Raw genomic sequence first — 20,489 nt, forward strand, 5'->3', positions numbered from 1 at the left:
CCGCAGCCATATCGCCTGCGTCCGCATCGACGATCGTGCTCGGGGCGAGCGTCGATTTGACCATGTCGTCGGGACTCATGGCGGCATCGGCGTTACTACCGAGCAGAACCACCAACGCGCTCGCGAGCGAAAACCTGACGATGTGTGCAGACAGATAGGACCGCTTAGTTTTTTCAGTGCTTTTCATGGTTCGTCCTGCATGAAAACGGCAAGCCGTCGCCGGCGCCGCCCCAGCCCCGACGAGCAGACCCGCATCGGTCCGCATCAGCCATTTATTAAGTAGTCCTAACGAAGCACGAGTAAGGGCGCGCTGACCTCGAAAAGGTAGCGGTGGCTTCGTCGATAGGGGAAGCGCGCGCACGCGCATCCGTGCGGCCTTACTGCGATAACCGTGCCATTGCGGCGAATGCGCCGCCCCATCGGGCGTTCATCGCGCGCGGGCGGCGTGGGCAAGCGAATACCGCAGAAAACGTTTCAGGCTTGATACCGGACGCGCGAAAAAAGGCGGGAAATGCAGCGCTCGAGTCGGAAACGCGATGGGCATTACACCGCGATGGCGGCGCGCGTGGCGCATGAATACGCCGTTTGTCCGCCGCGGAAGCGCGCGCTATGTCGGCGCGGTTTCGTGGCGTGCGATGTGCAATTCTGAGACGGGGATGTGGCAGCGGATCAAATGGCCGTTGCCCGCATCGGCGAACGGCGGATCGTGCTCTTCGCAGACGGCGCCGAGCTTGCGTGGGCAACGCGTGTGGAACGCGCATCCCGTAGGCGGTGTCGTCGCGCTCGGTGGGTCTCCGAACAGACGTACGCGCTCGCCTTGCGCATGAATCCCCTTCAACGTGGGCATCGCCGACAGCAGCGCCGCCGTGTACGGATGATGAGGACCGTCGAATACATCCTGGACCGAGCCGATTTCGAGCAACCGTCCCACATAGAGCACAGCGATGCGATCGGAGACGTATCGCACGACGTTGAGATCGTGCGAGATGAAGATGTAGCTCACTCCGCGCTGACGTTGAAGATCGACGAGCAAGTTGAGAATGGCGGCCTGCACGGACACATCGAGCGACGATGTCGGCTCGTCGCAGACGACGACGCGCGGTTCGCCCGCGAATGCGCGTGCAATCGCAACGCGCTGCTTTAGGCCGCCCGAGAGCTGTCGCGTGCGAGCACCAAGGTAGCGGTGCGGCAGCCGCACGGCATCGACGAGCATCGCGAGCCGCTCGTCGTGTGCTTTGCCCCGCAGCGCGGCGAGCTTCGACAGCGCGCGGCCGATCAGATGCTTGACCGAATGAGCGCGGTTGAGCGCCGAGTCGGGATTCTGGAAGACGATCTGGAGTGACTTCACCTGATCGTCGTCGCGGCGAGTGACGCGTGGCGGTAAAGACGCGCCGTCGAGCTCGAGCACACCGCCGGCATCGGGTGCGACGAGACCCACTAGCAGCTTGGCGAGCGTCGTTTTTCCGCTGCCCGATTCGCCGACGAGTCCGAGCGTCTCGCCGGCGTCCAGCGTCAGCGAAACATCGTCGACGGCACGCAACGCGTGAGCCGGCGTCGCGAACGTCTTCGAAAGATGCGCCGCACGCAAGCGCGGTTGTCCGTCGCGCGCGGCGAGGCGTCCGATCGCCGGACCCGGCTCTTTCCCGAGCGGAACGCACGGGTCGCCCTCATTTTCTGCATCGAACGCCTCTCGCGACGCGGGCAACGCATGGGCCCGCTCGTGATAATGACAGCGCGCCATTTGCGCGCCGTGCGCCGCGGCAATGCGATAAGGGGGCGGCGCCTCGCGCCGGCAGCGGTCGTCGGCGAGCCGGCAGCGCGGCGCATAGATGCAGCCGCTCATCGTCGTGCCCGGTGGCGGAAGGCTGCCTGGGATCGTATCGAGCCGTTCGACGTCCTTGCTGCGTCCCGGGCTCGGCAAGCAGCGCAGCAGGCCGACGGTATAAGGATGACGGGGCGCGCGGAGCACGTCTTCGCTCGTGCCTTCCTCGACGAGCCTTCCCGCATAGAGAACGCCGACGCGGCTGCACATGCGGCTGATGACGGCAAGGTTGTGACTGATGAACAGCACCGCCGTGCCCGATTCGGCGCGAAGACGAGCGACGACGTCGAGCACCTCGGCCTCGACCGTCGCATCGAGCCCGGTGGTGGGCTCATCGAGAATCAACAAGGCGGGATTCGACGCGAGCGCCATCGCGATCACGATGCGCTGCTGCATGCCGCCCGATAGCTGATGCGGGTAGCGCTCCATCACTTGACGCGGGTCTGCGATTCTCACCCGCTCGAGCATCGCGAGCGCTTCGTCGCGCGCTTCGCTTCGCCCGATGCCGCGCGCGACCTCGAATGCTTCGGACAACTGAAGACCGACTCTCAGCGACGGATTCAGCGCGCGGGAAGGATCCTGATAGACCATCGAGACCGCTGTCGCCCTCATGGTACGCAGGGCCCTCGCGTCGAGCGTCGCGACATCGATTCCGTCGATGGCGATCCGGCCTGCCTTGATCATGCCGTTTCTCGGCAGATAGCTGAGAGCGGCGAGCGCGACCGTCGATTTGCCGCAGCCCGATTCGCCGACGAGCCCGTAGGCTTCGCCGCGCCGCACGCGAAAGGTGACATCGCGCAGCACCTCGCGGTTGCGGCCGCGCACGCGGTAGGCAACCGTCAGTCCGGTCACCGTAAGCGCGTCCTCGCCGGCGCGCGGCGCGGGCTCGAAGCCGGGAGGCGCTTTGCGCGGGACGTCGCTCATGGCTGCACGATCCCTTGCACGCTGTCGGCGACGAGGTTCACGCCCACGACGAGCGTTGCGATGGCGAGTGCGTCGAACACCACCGTCCACCAGGCGCCGCCCGTCATCAGCGAATACGACTCGGAGAGGGCGAGTCCCCAGTCCGCTGAAGGCGGCGCGACGCCGAAGCCGAGAAACGAAAGCGTCGCGACGGCGAAGATGGCGTAGCCGAGGCGGACGGTCGCCTCGACGACGATCGGCGGCAGGACGTTGGGCGCAATCTCCACGAGCATGATGTAGACCGCATGCTCGCCGCGCAGCTGGGCGGCGGCGACATAGTCGAGATGGCGTTCGGCGAGCACGGCCGCGCGCACGGTGCGCGCCGTCATCGGCATGAACGTGAGCGCGATCACGAGCACCACGGTCGTATTCGATGCGCCCAGCGCTGCCAGTGCCGCCAGTGCGACGATGACGAGCGGCAACGCGAGCAGCGCATCGATGAGGCGGCCCGCGATACGATCGAGCCAGCCGTCGAAGTAGCCGAGAAGGAGCCCGAGCGCCGTGCCGGCAAGCGTGCCGACCAGGGTCGCGAGCGGGGCGATCGCGAGGATGTCGCGCGCACCGACGACCACGCGCGAAAAGATGTCGCGACCAAGCTGATCGGTGCCGAACCAGTGCGTGCCATCGGGCGGCATCAACGAGTCGAGCGGATCGGCTGCATAGGGATCGTGCGGCACGACGAACGGTCCGACGAGCGCGCACGCGATCCAGAATGCGGCGATGAGCAGGCCGACTACGAAGGTCGGCGAGCGCAGCAGCAGGCGCAGCGTTTCCGCCGGCGACGTGGAGGGACTACGTTCGATGGCCGGCGTCCCGGTCGGAGCCGATGGCGTGGTGCTCATTCCGTTCCCTCCGTGCGCAGGCGCGGATCGAGCGCGACCAGCCAGGCGTCCGCGATGAAATGCGCGATCGTGTAGACGACGCCGACCGTCAGCACGCCCGCTTCGAGCATCGGGAAATCGCGGGCCGTTGCGGCGTTGTAGATCAGCGAGCCGATCCCTTGGTAGTGAAATAGCGTCTCGACGACGACGAGCCCGCCGACCATATAGCCGAGCTGCGTGGCGGCGACGGTGATGGTCGGCGGCAGTGCGTTGCGCAGCACGTGACGAAAGATGACGACGCGCTTCGGCAGCCCTTTGAGGATCGCCGTGCGCGTGTAATCGGCGTCGAGCGCCTCGACGGTGCCGGCACGCGCCATTCGCGCGATGTAGCCGAAGAAGACGAAGACGAGCGGCAGCGCGGGGAGGATCAGATGCCGCAGCGCGCCGAGCCAGCTTGTGCCGGGCGGATAAGCGGCCTCCGTCGGCAGCAGGCGCAGCCAGACGCCGAATACGAGGATGAGCACGATGGACGAGACGAACTCGGGTACGACGGTCGCCGAGAGCCCGACGATCGTCAACGTCCGATCGAGCCAGCGTCCCGCGTTCAGCGCGGCCCATACGCCGCCCGCGATACCGAGCGGCACGACGATCATAAAGGCGAGCATGGCAAGCTTCGCGGAGTTCGCGAGCGCATGAATGACGAAAGGTGCAACGGGTTGGCGAAAGGCGTAGGACATGCCCATATCGCCATGTAGCAGTCGAGCGATCCATGTGCCGAATTGCACGAGGACGGGCCGGTCGGCGCCGAGTTGATGATCGAGCGCCGCCACGGCGCGCGGGTCCGCGAGCGGCCCGAGCATGGCGCGCCCGACATCGCCGGGCAGCAGTTGCCCGAGCGCGAACACGAGCGCCGAAAGCAGAACGAGCGTGACGAGCGAAAGCGCGAGCCGCACAGCGAGAAAGCGCGCGATGCGTGCGGCGGTGCCATGGGCGACGCGGACGCGCAAGGGAAGGGCGAGGGTCGGCATCTGCTACGTCGTCTCCGATCTCCACTTCGGTTTGCCGCTGCAATACATTCGAGAATGATCAGTAGTGCAGACGAATCCGCCAACTCAAGCCACTAGTGTGGCACGATCGAAGTACATCTGCGAAATCGCGGTGAAGCGAACGCCGTCGAGGGTTTTGCGTCGAGCGATCAGCATATCGAAGAAGTAGGGAATGACGACGGGCGTTTCGTCGAGCAGCAAGGCTTCGATCTGATGCGCGACTTTCTTTTGAGCACCGACGTCGAGTGCGCCGACGTAATCCGCCACGAGCTTGTCGTAAGTGGCGTTCTTGAAATGCGCGGCATTCCAGGCGCCGTTGCTCGTGAGCGGCGCATTGAGAAAAAGATTCGGCACGCCGCGGTGTCCGTAATCGGTGATGCCGAGCGTCGAGTCCAACCAATCGGACTTGCCGAAGGTGCCGGCGCCATAGTAGAGGCTCTGACTTTCCACTTTGAGCTGCAGGCGCATGCCGATCGCTTTGGCGGCGTTTTGCACGACCACGGCGAGATCGGGAATCTCCATGAACTTCTCGGTCGTCAGGGTCAGCGTGGCATCGATACCGTTCGGATGTCCGGCCTGGGCGAGCAATTGCTTTGCCTGACCGACGTCGATCCGGCGTTGCGGCACGGACGGATCGTACGAGGGGAAAACCGGCGCGAACGGATGGTCGTTGCCGACTACCGCACGCCCCTTGAATAGCCCCTTGACGAGACGATCGCGGTCAAGCGCAAGCGCGAGCGCCTGCCTCACACGCTTGTCGTTGAACGGCGGTTGATCGCAGCGCATGTGAATCTGCCGATGCGCGCTCGACCTGACCGACTGGACGACGAACTCCGGATTGTTGAGGAGACCCGCGCCGCCTTGCACGGTGAAGTCGCCCATGACGTCGGCCTGCCTGCCCTCCATCGCGAGGATCTGCGCCTGCTGATCGGCATAGAACGAGAACTGCACGCGCGAGGGCAGCGCTTTTTCGCCCCAATATTCAGGATTTCTCACGAACGATGCGCCGACCTTCGGTTCGTATCGCTCGAGTTTGAACGGCCCCGTGCCGATGAAACTCTTCTCGTATCCGCCGCTGAAGCTCGCGGGAAGAATCACGGCGTTGTAATTATCGGAAGAGACGTAGTAGGGAAAGTTGCCGTTCGGCGCGTCGAGATGAAACGCGACGGTACCGTCGTCGATCGCGCGCGTGCCGCCCTTCGAGAGCACCCCTTTGAGCAGCGAAAGGGCGGCCGAGCCGCTTGCGGGGTCCGCAAGGCGATCGAACGTCGCAACGACGTCTTTCGCCGTGAGCGTCTGCCCATCGTGAAACTTCACGTTGGGGCGCAGCTTGAACGTCCAGACGTCGCCCTTCGCGTTCGCTTGCCATGAAAGCGCGAGGGCCGGCGTAAGCGGCTTGTCCGTGCTTTGGTCGTCGATCAGAAATTCGCCCGTTTGCGCGATGAGCGCGAGGCCGGCCGGGTCCGCGACGGTGAGCGGATCGACGGCGCCGGCCGGCGTCAGATGCGCCACGCGGATCGTCGCGCCGGCGCCGGACGGCTTCGCTTGCGCGGCGGCCGCGCGCGGCAGCGCAAGTCCGCCTAGCGCGAGCGCGACGCCGGAGAGGCCCATGACGCCGGCATAGCGCAGCAGCTCGCGGCGCGAGAGGCGCTCGACCAGGTACTCGTCGATGGCATGGTTGCCAAGCTCGCCGGCATCGCGGCGCACGGCTTCGAGCAGGGAGGGGCGATCGGAGCGGGCTTTCATGGCGGGTCCGCCTCATGTCGGATGCGCGCTGAAAAGCAAAGCGCAAGAAGCGGCGCGGCGGCGGGCAGGCCCGGTCGCCGCGCCGCGCGGGGATTACTTCGTCTTCGCGCTGATGACTGCGTCGGCCACGTGCGCGGGCGCTTCGGCGTAGTGCTTGAACTCCATCGAATACGTCGCGCGGCCTTGCGTGAGCGAGCGCAGCGACGTCGAGTAGCCGAACATCTCGGCGAGCGGCACTTCCGCCTTCACGAGCTTGCCGCCGCCGCCCGCGATGTCCTCCATCCCTTGGACGATGCCGCGCCGGCCCGAGAGGTCGCCCATCACGTTGCCCATGAACTCCTCGGGTGTCTCGACTTCGACGGCCATCATCGGCTCGAGGAGCACGGGCTTCGCGCGCCGCATCGCCTCCTTGAACGCCATCGAGCCGGCCATGCGGAACGCGTTTTCGTTCGAGTCCACGTCGTGGTATGAGCCGAACGTCAGCGTGACCTTCGTATCGACGACGGGGTAGCCCGCGAGCACGCCGCTTTGCAACGCTTCCTGAATGCCCTTGTCAACGGCCGGAATGAACTCGCGCGGAATTACGCCGCCCTTGATTGCGTCGACGAACTCGTAGCCCTTGCCGTGCGGCTGCGGCTCGAGCTTGATGACGGCGTGGCCGTACTGGCCGCGCCCGCCCGACTGCTTGACGAACTTGCCCTCGACATCCTCGACCGTGTTGCGGACCGTTTCGCGGTACGCCACCTGCGGCTTGCCGACCGTCGCCTCGACGCCGAATTCGCGCCTCATGCGGTCGACGATGATTTCGAGGTGCAGCTCGCCCATGCCCGAGATGATCGTCTGGCCCGACTCCTCGTCGGTCTTCACGCGGAACGACGGATCTTCCTGCGCGAGCCGGTTCAGCGCGATCCCCATCTTTTCCTGGTCGGCCTTCGTCTTCGGCTCGACGGCCTGCGAGATGACGGGATCGGGGAAGATCATCCGCTCGAGGATAATCGGCTTGGCCGGGTCGCAAAGCGTATCGCCCGTCGTCGCTTCCTTCAGGCCGACGGCCGCGGCGATGTCGCCCGCGTAGACTTCCTTGATCTCCTTGCGATCGTTCGCATGCATCTGCAGGATGCGGCCGACGCGTTCCTTCTTGCTCTTCGTCGAGTTGAGCACGGTGTCGCCCGAGTTGACGACGCCCGAGTAGACGCGAAAGAAAATCAGCTGCCCGACGAACGGATCCGTCATGATCTTGAACGCTAGCGCGGAGAACGGCTCGTCGTCGCTCGGATGACGCTCGGCCTCGCGGTCGTCCTCGTCGTGACCGAGAATGGCCGGCACGTCGATCGGCGAAGGCAGGTAGTCGATCACCGCGTCGAGCATCGCTTGCACGCCCTTGTTCTTGAACGCGCTGCCGCATAGCATCGGCACGATTTCGTTGGCGATCGTGCGCTTGCGCAGACCAGCCTTGATTTCCTCTTCGGAGAGCGAGGTGTGGTCTTCCAGGTACTTCTCGAGCAGCTCCTCGCTTGCCTCGGCGGCGGCCTCGATCATCTTTTCGCGCCATTCCTCGGCCGTGGCGAGCAGCTCGGCCGGAATGTCGCGGTATTCGAACTTGACGCCCTGGCTCTCCTCGTCCCAGATGATCGCCTTCATCTTGACGAGGTCGATCACGCCCTGGAAGCTGTCCTCGGCGCCGACCGGAACCTGGATCGGCACGGCGACGCCCTTGAGCCGCTCGCCGATTTGCCGCTGCACGCGGAAAAAGTCCGCGCCGACGCGGTCCATCTTATTGACGAACGCGATGCGCGGCACCTTGTACTTGTTCGCCTGCCGCCAGACCGTCTCCGATTGCGGCTGCACGCCGCCCACCGAGTCGTAGACCATGCAGGCGCCGTCGAGCACGCGCATCGAGCGCTCGACTTCGATGGTGAAGTCGACGTGGCCCGGCGTGTCGATGATGTTGATGCGGTGCTCGGGATAGTTGCCGGCCATGCCCTTCCAGAACGCGGTCGTCGCGGCCGACGTGATCGTGATGCCGCGCTCCTGCTCCTGCTCCATCCAGTCCATGATCGCCGCACCTTCGTGAACCTCGCCGATCTTGTGGCTCACGCCCGTGTAAAACAGGATGCGCTCGGTCGTCGTCGTCTTGCCGGCATCGATGTGAGCACTGATACCGATATTGCGGTAGCGCTCGATGGGAGTCTTGCGGGGCACGTCGATCTCCTTGCAAACGGGCGCCGGCATCGAGCCGGGCATGATTGCCGGCGCGTCACGCGGCGCGTAGATTTTGGTTGCAAGGATAGCGCCTGGCGGTGGCTTTTGCAGCCTCGTTCGTCACTGGGGCCGCGGGAGCCCCTGAATCCTGGTGCCGGGCGTGATTCCTTTCGAGGAAAACCAGCCCTTGCTCATTTCCAGCGCGTAGACGCCGTTGTTGCGCGGACAATGATTGTTGGTCGTTTCCGCCTGCATTTCGTCGATGTCGGTAATCGTGCCGTCGGCGCGCATAAATGCGATCGACAGGGGAATCAGCGTGTTCTTCATCCAGAAGCAATGGACGGCGTTCTCGCCGAACACGAAAAGCATGCCTTCGTTCGGTGCGAGCTGGGTCCGGTACATGAGCCCTTGCTCGCGATCGGCGTCATTGGCTGCGACGGCCGCGTCGATGACGAACATGCCGGCGGTGAGCTTCGTGCGTGGAAACTCGGACGGCTGTTTTACGCCGGCGGGCATTTGCTGCGCCAAGGCATGGGCGGCGGTGAGCGAGGCGGCGCAGATGACGGCGGCCGGGATCGCGGCGGCGATGCGCGCGAGAAGCGGGCGAAGCGAAACTCCCACGAGAGGCTCCTTGCTGAAGAGATCCGCGCATGTTACGCGAGCGGCTGGCGGCGATGCAAAGCGAATGAATATCGCCCGTGCCAAACGACAAAAAGGCAGGCGCCGTGCGGCAGCCTGCCTTGCAACGCCGTTGAAAACGGCTGGTGCTTCTTTTTGACTTCTTGCTTTACAGGAAGCTTACTCCGAAGCGGCCGAAGCGGCTTCAGCCTTGGCAGCCTTCTTCGAGTGCTTCTTGGCGTGCTTCTTGGCGTGCTTGGCGGGAGCGGCAGCCGGAGCCGAAGCGGCTTCCGTGCTCGAAGCTTGGGCGAAAGCAGCCGTTGCGAACAGGCCAGCGATGAGAGCGGCGATCAGCTTCTTCATGTCTTGAATCCTCAGCTTTAGTTGATTAACCAAATGACCCGGTCATTGAGTCATGTCGGTAAACGTGCCATCCACCTTTCGGTTGACAGCCGCATCGAACTAATTTGTCGATACGTCTGCAAGCGCATCAGACCCGCTCTTCGCCGCTGAAAGACTCGGAAACGGAAACCCGCACGCTAATGCCGGATAGCTTAGAAGCGGCATCTGCGTCGAATAACGCATGATCGGTTGCGGTGGTTGACGCCGCCGCCCCAATTTTCTCGAACCTGAGGACCGGGGCCGTAAGGCGGGCTGGGTAAGGGTCGACGGCACGCCTGTTGCCGCCGAAAAAAGCTTGCGGCGACAAGCAGTTAAGGCTTGCGTGAGCGCCGAGCGGGTGCGGCGCGTGGCTTGTCTTTGCGGCTCTCGCTGATCTCGCCGGTCAAGCCGCCCTCGCCGCCGTCGGGACGGCCCGCGTCGAGGCCGTTCCACGGCGCCGTCGGCGGCAGCGTGCGCCACTTGCCTGGCTCGAGCCCGAGCGCGAAGAGATCGAGCGCGCCGATGCCGACTCGCACGAGACGCAGCGTCGGAAAGCCGACGGCCGCCGTCATGCGCCGTACCTGGCGGTTCTTGCCTTCCGTCAGCGCGAGCTCGATCCAGGTCGTCGGAATCGCCGCGCGATAGCGTACCGGAGGGACGCGAGGCCAAAGCGATGCCGGCGCCTCGATTGCCACCGCGCGGCACGGGCCCGTCACATAATCGCCGAGGTCGACGCCGCGCGCGAGCGCTTCGAGCGCGGCCTCGTCGGGCAGGCCTTCGACTTGCGCCCAATAGCGTTTGACAAGTTTGTGACGCGGCTCGGCAATGCGCGCCTGCAGGGCGCCGTCGTCCGTGAGAAGCAACAGCCCTTCGCTGTCGGCATCGAGCCGACCGGCCGGGTAGACGCCCGGCAGCTCGACCCAATCCGCCAGCGACGCACGCGTTTCATGCGGTGAAAACTGGCAGATCGTGCCGAACGGCTTATTGAGAGCGATGAGGCGCATGACGAGCGTCTATGGCAAATGGCGGGATCTTAATGCATAATACGGCACGGCAAGTCTTCTGTCTTATATAAGACCTCAAGTACTCCCGCATCTCCGATCGTCCCGTGGTCGCTGCGCTGTCGCCGCGAGAGCGGCGGCCGGTCGCGGTTCGGGCGCTTGCGGTCGCCGTCATGGATACGTGGGCTAGAATAGCGAGCCAGCCGTATCTACGCGGCGCTGTCAAGTCGAAGCGATTCGAACGCACGAGGCGAAACTCGAGACCCACCGCGAAACCGAGCGGGGTGGATGGCTCGATTTCGCGGGATCCGCTTGCTTATCACCTGCACAGCCAACACTGGAGTCGATCATGCCGTATCAGCACATCAAGGTTCCGACGAGCGGTGACAAGATCACCGTCAATTCGGACTTTTCGCTCAACGTTTCCGATCAGCCGATCATTCCGTACATTGAAGGCGACGGCACGGGCTTCGACATTACGCCGGTGATGATCAAGGTCGTCGATGCGGCGGTCGAGAAGGCGTATGGCGGCAAGCGCAAGATTCAATGGATGGAAATCTTCGCGGGCGAAAAGGCCACGAAGGTCTACGGCCCGGATGTCTGGCTGCCCGAAGAGACGCTGCAGGTGCTGAAGGAGTACGTCGTTTCGATCAAGGGCCCGCTGACGACGCCCGTCGGCGGCGGCATCCGCTCGCTCAACGTCGCGCTGCGCCAGGAGCTCGACCTGTATGTCTGCCTGCGTCCCGTGCAGTACTTCAAGGGTGTGCCGTCGCCGGTGCGCGAACCCGAAAAGACCAACATGGTGATCTTCCGCGAGAACTCGGAAGACATCTATGCCGGCATCGAGTGGGCCGCCGATTCGGAGCAGGCGAAGAAGGTCATCAAGTTCCTGCGCGAAGAAATGGGCGTGAAGAAGATCCGCTTCCCGGAAACGTCGGGGATCGGCGTCAAGCCCGTCTCGAGCGAAGGCACGCAGCGGCTCGTGCGCAAGGCGATCCAGTACGCGATCGACAATGACCGCCGCTCGGTCACGCTCGTCCACAAGGGCAACATCATGAAGTTCACGGAAGGCGCGTTCCGCGACTGGGGCTATGCTCTCGCGCAGAAGGAGTTCGGCGCCGAGCTCGTGGACGGCGGCCCGTGGATGAAGTTCAAGAACCCGAGGACGGGTAACGAGATCGTCGTGAAGGACGTGATCGCCGATGCGTTCTTGCAGCAGATTCTGCTGCGCCCGGCCGAGTACGACGTGATCGCCACGCTGAACCTGAACGGCGACTACGTCTCCGATGCGCTGGCAGCGCAGGTGGGCGGCATCGGCATCGCGCCCGGTGCGAACATGTCCGATTCGGTCGCGATGTTCGAAGCGACGCACGGCACCGCACCGAAGTACGCGGGCAAGGACTACGTGAATCCGGGCTCGGAGATCCTCTCGGCCGAGATGATGCTGCGTCACATCGGTTGGAAGGAAGCGGCCGACATCATCATCTCGTCGATGGAAAAGTCGATTCTGCAAAAGCGCGTCACCTATGACTTCGCCCGCCTGATGGAAGGCGCGACCCAGGTGTCGTGCTCGGGCTTTGGTCAGGTGATGATCGAGAACATGTAAGAGGGTTCGCATGTAGTTTCAAGCAGCCTCATGCGGTAGCAAAACGCCGATAGATCAATGATTTATCGGCGTTTTTGTTTGTGGTCGGCTGTTACCTGCTGTCACGGGATGGAGCTGGATGAGCTCATCCATCAATGGCGGCACGTCGCGGAGCACGGTGTCACCGATTTGTCCGAGAAAGCCTGATCCGGTGCTTTTTGTCGCGAGCCGATGGTAAAGTCCAGACAAAACAGCACTAAGAGAGGGCCACGTGTCACGCAGCATTATTTGCGTCGGCGACACCACGTCGCACGGCGGCAAAGTTCTTGAGGGAAACCCGACAGCAACACTGGACGGCAGGCCGATATCGGGCGTCGGGCACATGGTCGCATGCCCGCAATGCAAGGGCACGTTTCCAATCCTGCCTGACCTGCTGGGTCGCCGTTATCCCCATGTGATGGACGGTCGCGATACAGCCGTCGAAGGTATGCGCACTGCATGCGGCGCGACGTTGATCGCGTCACAGTCGAATTCCACCATCAGCGATGAAGGCGAAGCCCACGCAAGTACCGGCGCAGCCGCCGCAACGGCGGCGACTGCCTTGCCGCTGTCGCCAAGCCCGACGCTTTGTCTCGAATGCCTGAAAGCGGCCGCGCAAAGCGGCGCAACGATGATCATGCGGTGGTAGTCGTGCGGCCCGCAAAAATCGAAGAGCATTTCTCGCAGCGTCAGGCGCAGGCGTCATTGCCCGTTCGCCTGTACGCGCTTGTTGACGCGCTGTTATACGGACGCGGTGAAACGGTCGAGCGGCCGGCAGCCACTATCGGATTATTCGACGGTACGTCGGACGCGTCGTTGGCTGACGCCGGGCCGTGGCTGATCGATTTCGCGGAAGCGTCCCCCAGCGTCAAACAGTCGTTATTCGCGATGGGCGCGGGTGCAGAGGGCGTTTCTTGGCTCATCAGCGCGTATCCCTTTCCGGCGCTTGCCGAAGTGCTCGCAGGGCGTTTGAACGCTCGCATGCCTGACGGTCGTACCGCGTTGCTGCGCTTTTACGACGCGCGGTTGATGGGAGAAATCGCGCGTTTGTTCTCGTTCACGCAGCGCATCGAATTCTTCGCGCCGACATTCGACTGGCTCGTGCAAATCAACGGTGAACTGACGAGGTTGCATCCGCATGCTTGAACTGACGACAGAGCAGATCGCAGCGCTTGCCGAAATCGATGCGAAGCGGTTCGTTGAAGGCGTGCGCGTGGATTTGTGCAACGACGATCCGAAGCTGGCCGACGACGCGACACTTTCATCACGGTTGTGGCGTGCGTTCAAGGCCGCGCGCGAAATCGGCATCCAGCGCGACGAAAATCTGGTTGCGTTCCTCCGCGTCGAAGCATATGCGCCGGGCTTCTACGAGCAGCCTGCGATACGCGCATGGCTGACGCGTCCGGGCCGCACGCCGGATGAACGGTTTCACGACTATATGCGCGTGGTGCGCTGGCATATTGAACATCCTGAATTTGAGGGAGGATTGAATAATGGCGGGTCTGGCGGTTCCGATGATAGCGGGGGCAGCGCGAGCCCATGGTCCGGTCTTGGCGCGCGCTGGCGTAGCTTTATTGGGCGGGGCGGCGGTAGGGGCAACGGGTAGTCTGTCCGGCGACACGAAGAAGGAAGACAGCAAGGCTGCGCCTGCCGCACGGACACTGCCGCGTACTGATGAAAGCTGCAAGAAGTGCCCGCCCGAAGGCGGTAGGTTCACGCAGGCGAATCACCATATGACCGCAGCCGCACGAGAATACCAAGGTCGTATTACGGGTTGGCCGCACAGCGTCGAGGAGGGATGGAGCCAAGAGTGGGATTGGCAAAATACCGATTTCGACGGTTTCATCCCGGCGCAGTGTCTGTTGCAGGAAGCCAAGGGAAACTACGACCAATTCCTTGAAATGGAATGGGCGAAAGACAGGTTCAAAGGTTTCAGAACGATGGAAAGAGCGATCATGAGGCAGGGCCTTATAGTCCGCGCAAATCCACCTGCAAGGCTCATGTGGTATTTCCAAGGTCCAAAGACCCGAGCAAGAATGCTAACGTCGCTCAGGCGCTGGGGCGTTCAATCTGTTGTCGTACCTTGAGGCATCGATATGACGAGCATCGAAATTCATGCTGATTTCCGCGACACCACGCTTGCGCCGACCGACTTCGAAACGGTGCTAATGCGGCTAGGTAGAATCGCGGACGCTGTCGCGCAGCGCGGCGGAGTCGCGAAAAACGAGTGGCATTTGCAGGGCGACACCGAGCAAGAAGCCAAGCTGTACCCGGCGTTCGATGGTGACGCGCCATCGACGGCAGCGCTGGCCGCCATCCGAGAGGAATTCCGCAATGTCACAGACGTGACCTCCGTGGGCATGTGGGCGCATCCGGAAGGAACGCCAGTCGGCGGTAGCATGACCTGTCACATACTGCCGCAAGGAGAGCCGCATGCCTTTACTGTATCGCTCACGAATCTAGCCGACGTAAGCAACGGTGAACTAGTCAATTACGACGACTTCGTGCATTACGTAAGCTTAATCGTAGCGGAGTTCAGCCCGGATGTGATCCAAGTAGGGCCGGTGGAATATCGCGAGAAACAGGTGTTCGATGAAAAGCCGGGCGTCGGCTGGATGCTGTATCTGCCGAAGGTCATCACCGTGCAACAGGTGCCGGAAGCCCGAGCGTTGATTCCGGTTCTCGAAGCAGGTGAGAAGCAGATCGGCACGATCATCGTGAGCATCACGGATGGCGTATTTTCCGCGGAGAACCCGGAACATGTCGAAGTCGCGAACCGCATCGAAATCCGCTTGGTCGATCAAGACTTGCTGCCCGCATACGCGGATATCTGACTGCAGGCTACGGACGGCGCATTCGCCGAACGCTCGTTTATTGACTCAACGCAATGATTCGGCGCCAGCCTGCGCCGAGAATGAGATTTGATGCTTTGGGAAGGTGCACTGACCGGACGGGTCGGGCTCAGGTGCCGCGGCGGGATTTCACAACGCGAAAAAAACCCGGCCGCAGCCGGGTTTTCGAATGCACAACGCTCGAACGATGTCAGGCAGCAGCCTGGATGTTCGACGCTTGCTTGCCCTTCGGGCCTTGGACCACCTCGAAGGACACCTTCTGACCTTCCTTCAGCGTCTTGAACCCGTTCATCTGGATGGCCGAGAAATGCGCAAACAGATCCTCACCACCTTCGTCCGGCGTAATGAACCCGAAGCCTTTCGCGTCGTTGAACCACTTGACCGTACCAGTTGCCATACCAACTTCCCCTGTAACTCTCATGTCCTACCACGAGCACGCTCGAAAAGCCGGACAGCCGCTCTCGCAGCCGCCCCCTCCGCACAAGCTCACCTCGGCATTTTTTCGTACTTGCACTTGTTGCAGCCAGCTGAAAAAAAGTGCCAGCTTGATTGTTGGACCTCTTTAAGGAAGTGTCAAGGGAATTTTGAGATGATGCGTGCGCGCTTGCGCGCGGTTGTTGCCTGTGAGGGTTTTTCCGACTTCTCAGTGTGCGCTGACGCAAGCGAGGTCACTTGAAAAGTCGCATAATCGACGCACATCGGAGTAGTGCGAGACATATCAGCCGGTGTGCGCCGCATCGCCGGCGGCGCGACCGGCACGCGTTGTGCGATACTCGATCGAACTGCGGACCGCGCCCTCGAAACGTCGCCAACGGCGGCGGGGAAGCGGCTCCACGGCGGGTTCGCGCGGTGCATGGGGTTCGCGCGGGTGCATGCCGATCGCACCGCGGCGGTGCGCTCGGCGGCTCTTCGGTCGGGTTTCCGGAGGATTGCGGGCGCGACCGAGTTGTTTAGAATGGGTGTATGGCGATTATCCCGGACAGGCAGGACGGCACGGTACTCGAGCGGCAGGAAAACGAGCTGAAACCGCCGTCCATGTATAAAGTGGTACTGTTGAATGACGATTTCACGCCAATGGAGTTTGTCGTGATGATCGTGCAGGAATATTTCAATAAAGACCGAGAGACCGCGACGCAGATCATGCTCAAGGTGCATCGCGAGGGGCGGGGAGTTTGTGGGGTCTACACGCGGGACATTGCGTCGACCAAAGTCGAGCAGGTTGTTACGCACGCACGGCAGGCAGGGCATCCGCTGCAGTGCGTGATGGAGGAAGCATGATTGCCCAGGAACTGGAAGTCAGCTTGCACATGGCGTTCATGGAAGCGCGCCAGGCACGGCATGAGTTCATCACCGTCGAACATCTTTTGCTGGCATTGCTGGACAATCCCACAGCGGCGGAAGTGTTGCGCGCCTGCGCGGCCAACATCGAGGACTTGCGCCAGAACCTGCGCAACTTCATTCATGACAATACGCCGACGGTGCCCGGCACCGACGACGTCGACACGCAGCCTACACTCGGCTTTCAGCGAGTGATCCAGCGCGCGATCATGCATGTGCAGTCGACTTCGAACGGCAAGAAGGAAGTCACGGGTGCAAACGTCCTCGTCGCGATCTTCGGCGAGAAGGATTCGCATGCGGTCTACTACCTGCAGCAGCAGGGGGTGACGCGGCTCGACGTCGTCAACTTCATTTCGCACGGCATCGCCAAGACGAACAGCAGCGATGCGGCGAAGGCCGGCGATTCGAACGCCGAGTCGGAGGACGCGGCCTCGCAGAAGGAAACGCCGCTCGCGCAGTTCACGCAGAACTTGAACCAGATGGCGAAGGACGGCCGCATCGATCCGCTGATCGGGCGCGAGTCCGAGGTCGAGCGCGTCGTGCAGGTGCTCTGCCGGCGCCGCAAGAACAACCCCTTGCTCGTCGGCGAGGCCGGCGTCGGCAAGACGGCCATCGCGGAAGGGCTCGCCTGGCGCATCACGCGCGGCGAGGTGCCCGACATTCTGGCGGACGCACAGGTCTACTCACTCGATATGGGCGCGTTGCTCGCCGGGACGAAGTACCGGGGCGATTTCGAGCAGCGGCTGAAGACGGTGCTCAAGGAGCTGAAGGAACGTCCGCACGCAATCCTCTTCATCGACGAAATCCATACGCTGATCGGCGCGGGCGCCGCATCGGGCGGCACGCTCGACGCATCGAACCTCTTGAAGCCGGCGCTCTCGTCGGGCACGCTCAAGTGCATCGGCGCGACGACGTTCACGGAATTCCGCGGCATCTTCGAGAAGGACGCGGCGCTTTCGCGGCGCTTTCAGAAGATCGACGTGACGGAGCCGACGGTCGAGCAGACCGTGGCGATCCTGCGCGGCCTCAAGTCCCGGTTCGAGGAGCATCACGGCGTCAAATACTCGTCGGGGGCGCTGTCGGCGGCGGCCGAACTATCGGCGCGTTTCATCACGGACCGTCATCTGCCCGACAAGGCCATCGATGTGATCGACGAGGCAGGCGCGGCGCAGCGGATCCTGCCGAAGTCGAAGCAGAAGAAGACGATCGGCAAGGGCGAAATCGAGGAAATCATTTCCAAGATCGCGCGAGTGCCCGCTCAAAGCGTGTCGCAGGACGATCGCAGCAAGCTGCAGACGCTCGATCGCGACTTGAAGGCTGTCGTGTTCGGTCAGGATCCGGCGATCGATGCGCTCTCGGCGGCGATCAAGATGGCGCGCGCGGGGCTCGGCAAGACCGACAAGCCGATCGGCGCATTCCTGTTCTCGGGCCCGACCGGCGTCGGCAAGACCGAAGTCGCGCGACAGCTCGCGTTCACGCTCGGCATCGAGTTGACCCGCTTCGACATGTCGGAATACATGGAGCGCCACGCCGTGAGCCGCCTCATCGGCGCACCGCCCGGATATGTGGGTTTCGATCAAGGCGGGTTGCTCACCGAGGCCGTGACGAAGAAGCCGCACTGCGTGTTGCTGCTCGACGAAATCGAGAAGGCGCACCCGGACATCTTCAACGTCCTGCTGCAGGTGATGGATCACGGCACGTTGACCGACAACAACGGACGGAAGGCCGATTTCCGCAACGTCATCATCATCATGACGACGAATGCGGGCGCGGAATCGATGCAAAAGGGCACGATCGGCTTTACGACGCGTCGCGAGACCGGCGACGAAATGGCCGATATCAAGCGGATGTTCACGCCCGAATTCCGTAACCGGCTCGATGCGACCATCAGCTTCCGCGCGCTCGATCAGGAAATCATCATGCGCGTGGTCGACAAGTTCCTAATGCAGCTCGAGGATCAACTGCACGAGAAGAAGGTCGACGCCGTCTTCACCGATGCGCTGCGGCAGCATCTCGCGAAGAACGGCTTCGATCCGCTGATGGGCGCGCGGCCGATGCAGCGGCTGATCCAGGACACGATCCGGCGCGCGTTGGCGGACGAGTTGCTGTTCGGCAAGCTGATGAACGGCGGGCGCGTGACCGTGGATGTCGACGAAGCCGACAAGGTGCAGTTGACGTTCGACGAGAACGCAGTGCCGCGCAATCCGAACCCCGAGACGGTCGAAGTCGAATAAGGGCGCGGTTGCAGCGGACCGTTCGGTCCGACATGGAAAAAGCGGCGCGGGAAAACTCCCGCGCCGCTTTGCTTTTGTGGGGCGACGCCGCGCAGGCGGCGCGCCGTTCAGTGCTTGCCGGTGCTGCCGAAGCCGCCCGCGCCGCGCTCGCTTTCGACGAAATCGTCGACGATATTGAATTGCGCCTGCACGACCGGCACGATGACGAGTTGCGCGAGACGCTCCATCGGATTGAGCGTGAACGTCGTCTGGCCGCGATTCCACGTCGAAATCATCAGCTCTCCCTGATAGTCCGAGTCGATCAGGCCGACGAGGTTGCCGAGCACAATTCCGTGTTTGTGGCCGAGGCCCGAACGCGGCAGGATCAGTGCCGCGAAACCTGGATCGCCGACGTGGATGGCAAGGCCCGTCGGCACGAGCCGCGTCTCGCCGGGCTCCATCGTGAGCGGCTTGTCGAGGCAGGCGCGCAAATCGAGGCCGGCGCTGCCCGGCGTGGCGTAAGCGGGCAAGTATTCGCGCATGCGCGCATCGAGGATTTTCAGGTCGAGTTTCATTCGGCGTTGACTAACGGGAAACGATAATGGATCGGCGCGCCACGCTTCGCGCGCCGCTCATGAAATGAGGCTTGCGTCGGGCAGCCGGCGCGCGATTTCGCGCACGAGCGCAACCGCAAGCGCGTCCTTGTCCATCCGGGGCAGCCGCGTGACGCCGTGCGCATCGAAGAGAACGACCTCATTGTCGTCGCGCCCGAACGTCTTGGGTCCGAGATTGCCGACGAGGAGTGGCACGTTCTTGCGCACGCGCTTTTCTTCGCCGTGCGTTTCGAGATTTCCGCTTTCGGCCGCGAAACCGACGCAGTAAGGCGCGTTGGGCAACTGCGCGACCGTCGCGAGGATGTCGGGATTCTCGACAAAAGCGAGGCTCGGCACACGGTGCCCCGCCGTCTTCTTGATCTTTTCGACACTCGCCTCGTCGACACGCCAGTCGGCCACGGCCGCGACGGAGACGAAGACGTCGCAATCGGCTGCCGTCGAGAGGACGGCATCGTACATTTGCCGGGCCGTTTCCACGTCGTCGCGAACGACGCCCCAGGGCGTCGCCAGCGCGACGGGGCCCGCGACGAGACGAACGGCGGCGCCGGCCTGCTGCGCCGCGCGGGCAATCGCGAAGCCCATCTTGCCGCTCGAGCGGTTCGTGATGCCGCGCACGGGATCGATCGGCTCGAACGTGGGGCCGGCCGTGATCAGTACGCGCCGGCCGGCGAGGATCTTGGGCTGAAAGAACGAAACGATCGCCTCGTAGGTCGCCTCGGGCTCGAGCATGCGCCCGTCGCCGATTTCACCGCAGGCCTGCGAGCCCGAATCGGGGCCAAGGACGAGTATGCCGTCGGCGCGCAGTTGCGCCACGTTGCGCTGCGTGGCCGGATTCGCCCACATCTGGCGGTTCATCGCCGGCACCACGAGCAGGGGGCAATCGCGCGCGAGACATAGCGTCGAAAGCAGATCGTTCGCCATGCCGTGCACGAGCTTGGCGATGAAGTCCGCCGACGCCGGAGCGATCACAATCGCGTCGGCCTCACGCGACAAATCGATGTGCGCCATGTTGTTGTCGATGCGCGTGTCCCACTGGCTCGTGAAGACCGGGCGGCCCGAGAGCGCCTGCATCGTGACGGGCGTGATGAACTGCGTCGCCGCCTCCGTCATCGCGACTTGCACCGTTGCGCCGGCTTTCGTCAGAAGCCGCGTGAGCTCGGCGATCTTGTAACAGGCGATGCCGCCCGTCATGCCCAGTACCAGATGCTTTCCTGCGAGTTCCGCAATTGCCAACGTTGCCTCCGAATG

Annotated in this window: 19 protein-coding genes; 8 read left to right on the top strand and 11 right to left on the bottom strand. The window is 63.2% G+C overall.

Annotation, left to right across the window (positions count from 1 at the left end; translation table 11 throughout):
* Positions 1 to 607: 607 nt before the first annotated feature.
* The 8 genes from AB4Y31_RS12840 to AB4Y31_RS12875 all read right to left on the bottom strand — a co-directional run bounded on the left by AB4Y31_RS12840 (position 608) and on the right by AB4Y31_RS12875 (position 10,603).
* The gene (locus AB4Y31_RS12840) at positions 608 to 2,746 is read right to left on the bottom strand and encodes an ABC transporter ATP-binding protein (RefSeq protein ID WP_368674229.1); all 2,139 of its coding nucleotides are present in this window, start codon (positions 2,744 to 2,746) and stop codon (positions 608 to 610) included.
* A complete protein-coding gene (locus AB4Y31_RS12845) occupies positions 2,743 to 3,627 on the bottom strand; it encodes an ABC transporter permease (RefSeq protein ID WP_368674230.1) in 885 nt (294 codons plus the stop codon). The genes AB4Y31_RS12840 and AB4Y31_RS12845 overlap by 4 nt, the downstream gene beginning before the upstream one ends.
* On the bottom strand, positions 3,624 to 4,634 hold the full coding sequence (locus AB4Y31_RS12850) for an ABC transporter permease (protein ID WP_368674231.1): 1,011 nt from the start codon (positions 4,632 to 4,634) through the stop codon (positions 3,624 to 3,626). The genes AB4Y31_RS12845 and AB4Y31_RS12850 overlap by 4 nt, the downstream gene beginning before the upstream one ends.
* A gap of 84 nt (positions 4,635 to 4,718) precedes the next feature.
* The gene (locus tag AB4Y31_RS12855) at positions 4,719 to 6,398 is read right to left on the bottom strand and encodes an ABC transporter substrate-binding protein (protein ID WP_368674232.1); all 1,680 of its coding nucleotides are present in this window, start codon (positions 6,396 to 6,398) and stop codon (positions 4,719 to 4,721) included.
* 93 nt (positions 6,399 to 6,491) lie between these two features.
* Positions 6,492 to 8,600 (bottom strand): elongation factor G, encoded by a 2,109-nt coding sequence (gene fusA, locus AB4Y31_RS12860; RefSeq protein ID WP_026230139.1) that lies wholly within the window; start codon positions 8,598 to 8,600, stop codon positions 6,492 to 6,494.
* 120 nt (positions 8,601 to 8,720) lie between these two features.
* On the bottom strand, positions 8,721 to 9,221 hold the full coding sequence (locus tag AB4Y31_RS12865; RefSeq protein WP_026230138.1) for a DUF192 domain-containing protein: 501 nt from the start codon (positions 9,219 to 9,221) through the stop codon (positions 8,721 to 8,723).
* 177 nt (positions 9,222 to 9,398) lie between these two features.
* The gene (locus tag AB4Y31_RS12870; protein WP_368674233.1) at positions 9,399 to 9,581 is read right to left on the bottom strand and encodes a hypothetical protein; all 183 of its coding nucleotides are present in this window, start codon (positions 9,579 to 9,581) and stop codon (positions 9,399 to 9,401) included.
* Between the two features lie 350 nt (positions 9,582 to 9,931).
* A complete protein-coding gene (locus AB4Y31_RS12875; protein WP_368674234.1) occupies positions 9,932 to 10,603 on the bottom strand; it encodes a pseudouridine synthase in 672 nt (223 codons plus the stop codon).
* A gap of 346 nt (positions 10,604 to 10,949) precedes the next feature.
* On the opposite strand from AB4Y31_RS12875, the gene icd reads away from it, so the two are divergent.
* The 6 genes from icd (at position 10,950) to AB4Y31_RS12905 (ending at position 15,058) form a co-directional block, all read left to right on the top strand.
* On the top strand, positions 10,950 to 12,206 hold the full coding sequence (gene icd, locus AB4Y31_RS12880; protein ID WP_107152031.1) for an NADP-dependent isocitrate dehydrogenase: 1,257 nt from the start codon (positions 10,950 to 10,952) through the stop codon (positions 12,204 to 12,206).
* Between the two features lie 250 nt (positions 12,207 to 12,456).
* On the top strand, positions 12,457 to 12,873 hold the full coding sequence (locus AB4Y31_RS12885; protein ID WP_368674235.1) for a PAAR domain-containing protein: 417 nt from the start codon (positions 12,457 to 12,459) through the stop codon (positions 12,871 to 12,873).
* 2 nt (positions 12,874 to 12,875) lie between these two features.
* Positions 12,876 to 13,370 carry a DUF4123 domain-containing protein gene (locus tag AB4Y31_RS12890; RefSeq protein WP_368674236.1) on the top strand — a complete coding sequence of 165 codons (495 nt, stop codon included), beginning with the start codon at positions 12,876 to 12,878 and terminating at the stop codon, positions 13,368 to 13,370.
* Entirely contained in the window at positions 13,363 to 13,830 is a 468-nt protein-coding gene (locus tag AB4Y31_RS12895) for a hypothetical protein (protein WP_368674237.1), read from the top strand. The genes AB4Y31_RS12890 and AB4Y31_RS12895 overlap by 8 nt, the downstream gene beginning before the upstream one ends.
* A 127-nt stretch (positions 13,831 to 13,957) precedes the next feature.
* Positions 13,958 to 14,311: a restriction endonuclease fold toxin 5 domain-containing protein gene (locus tag AB4Y31_RS12900; protein ID WP_368674238.1), complete on the top strand. Its 354-nt coding sequence runs from the start codon at positions 13,958 to 13,960 to the stop codon at positions 14,309 to 14,311.
* A gap of 18 nt (positions 14,312 to 14,329) precedes the next feature.
* Positions 14,330 to 15,058: an immunity 52 family protein gene (locus AB4Y31_RS12905; protein ID WP_368674505.1), complete on the top strand. Its 729-nt coding sequence runs from the start codon at positions 14,330 to 14,332 to the stop codon at positions 15,056 to 15,058.
* 208 nt (positions 15,059 to 15,266) lie between these two features.
* On the opposite strand, the gene cspD is transcribed toward AB4Y31_RS12905, so the two are convergent.
* Entirely contained in the window at positions 15,267 to 15,473 is a 207-nt protein-coding gene (cspD, locus tag AB4Y31_RS12910) for a cold shock domain-containing protein CspD (RefSeq protein ID WP_017776809.1), read from the bottom strand.
* Between the two features lie 566 nt (positions 15,474 to 16,039).
* On the opposite strand from cspD, the gene clpS reads away from it, so the two are divergent.
* Complete coding sequence (clpS, locus tag AB4Y31_RS12915) at positions 16,040 to 16,354, top strand: ATP-dependent Clp protease adapter ClpS (RefSeq protein ID WP_018443197.1); 315 nt, start codon at positions 16,040 to 16,042, stop codon at positions 16,352 to 16,354.
* Complete coding sequence (gene clpA, locus AB4Y31_RS12920) at positions 16,351 to 18,648, top strand: ATP-dependent Clp protease ATP-binding subunit ClpA (protein ID WP_018443196.1); 2,298 nt, start codon at positions 16,351 to 16,353, stop codon at positions 18,646 to 18,648. Before clpS ends, clpA begins: the two co-directional genes overlap by 4 nt.
* A gap of 107 nt (positions 18,649 to 18,755) precedes the next feature.
* Here the strand turns inward: clpA and dut are convergent, their stop codons facing one another.
* Positions 18,756 to 19,202 carry a dUTP diphosphatase gene (gene dut, locus AB4Y31_RS12925; RefSeq protein WP_368674239.1) on the bottom strand — a complete coding sequence of 149 codons (447 nt, stop codon included), beginning with the start codon at positions 19,200 to 19,202 and terminating at the stop codon, positions 18,756 to 18,758.
* 57 nt (positions 19,203 to 19,259) lie between these two features.
* Entirely contained in the window at positions 19,260 to 20,474 is a 1,215-nt protein-coding gene (coaBC, locus tag AB4Y31_RS12930) for a bifunctional phosphopantothenoylcysteine decarboxylase/phosphopantothenate--cysteine ligase CoaBC (RefSeq protein WP_368674240.1), read from the bottom strand.
* Positions 20,475 to 20,489 lie beyond the last annotated feature (15 nt).

Origin of the sequence: Trinickia sp. EG282A, assembly GCF_040965455.1 — a bacterium.
Lineage (GTDB): Bacteria > Pseudomonadota > Gammaproteobacteria > Burkholderiales > Burkholderiaceae > Trinickia > Trinickia symbiotica.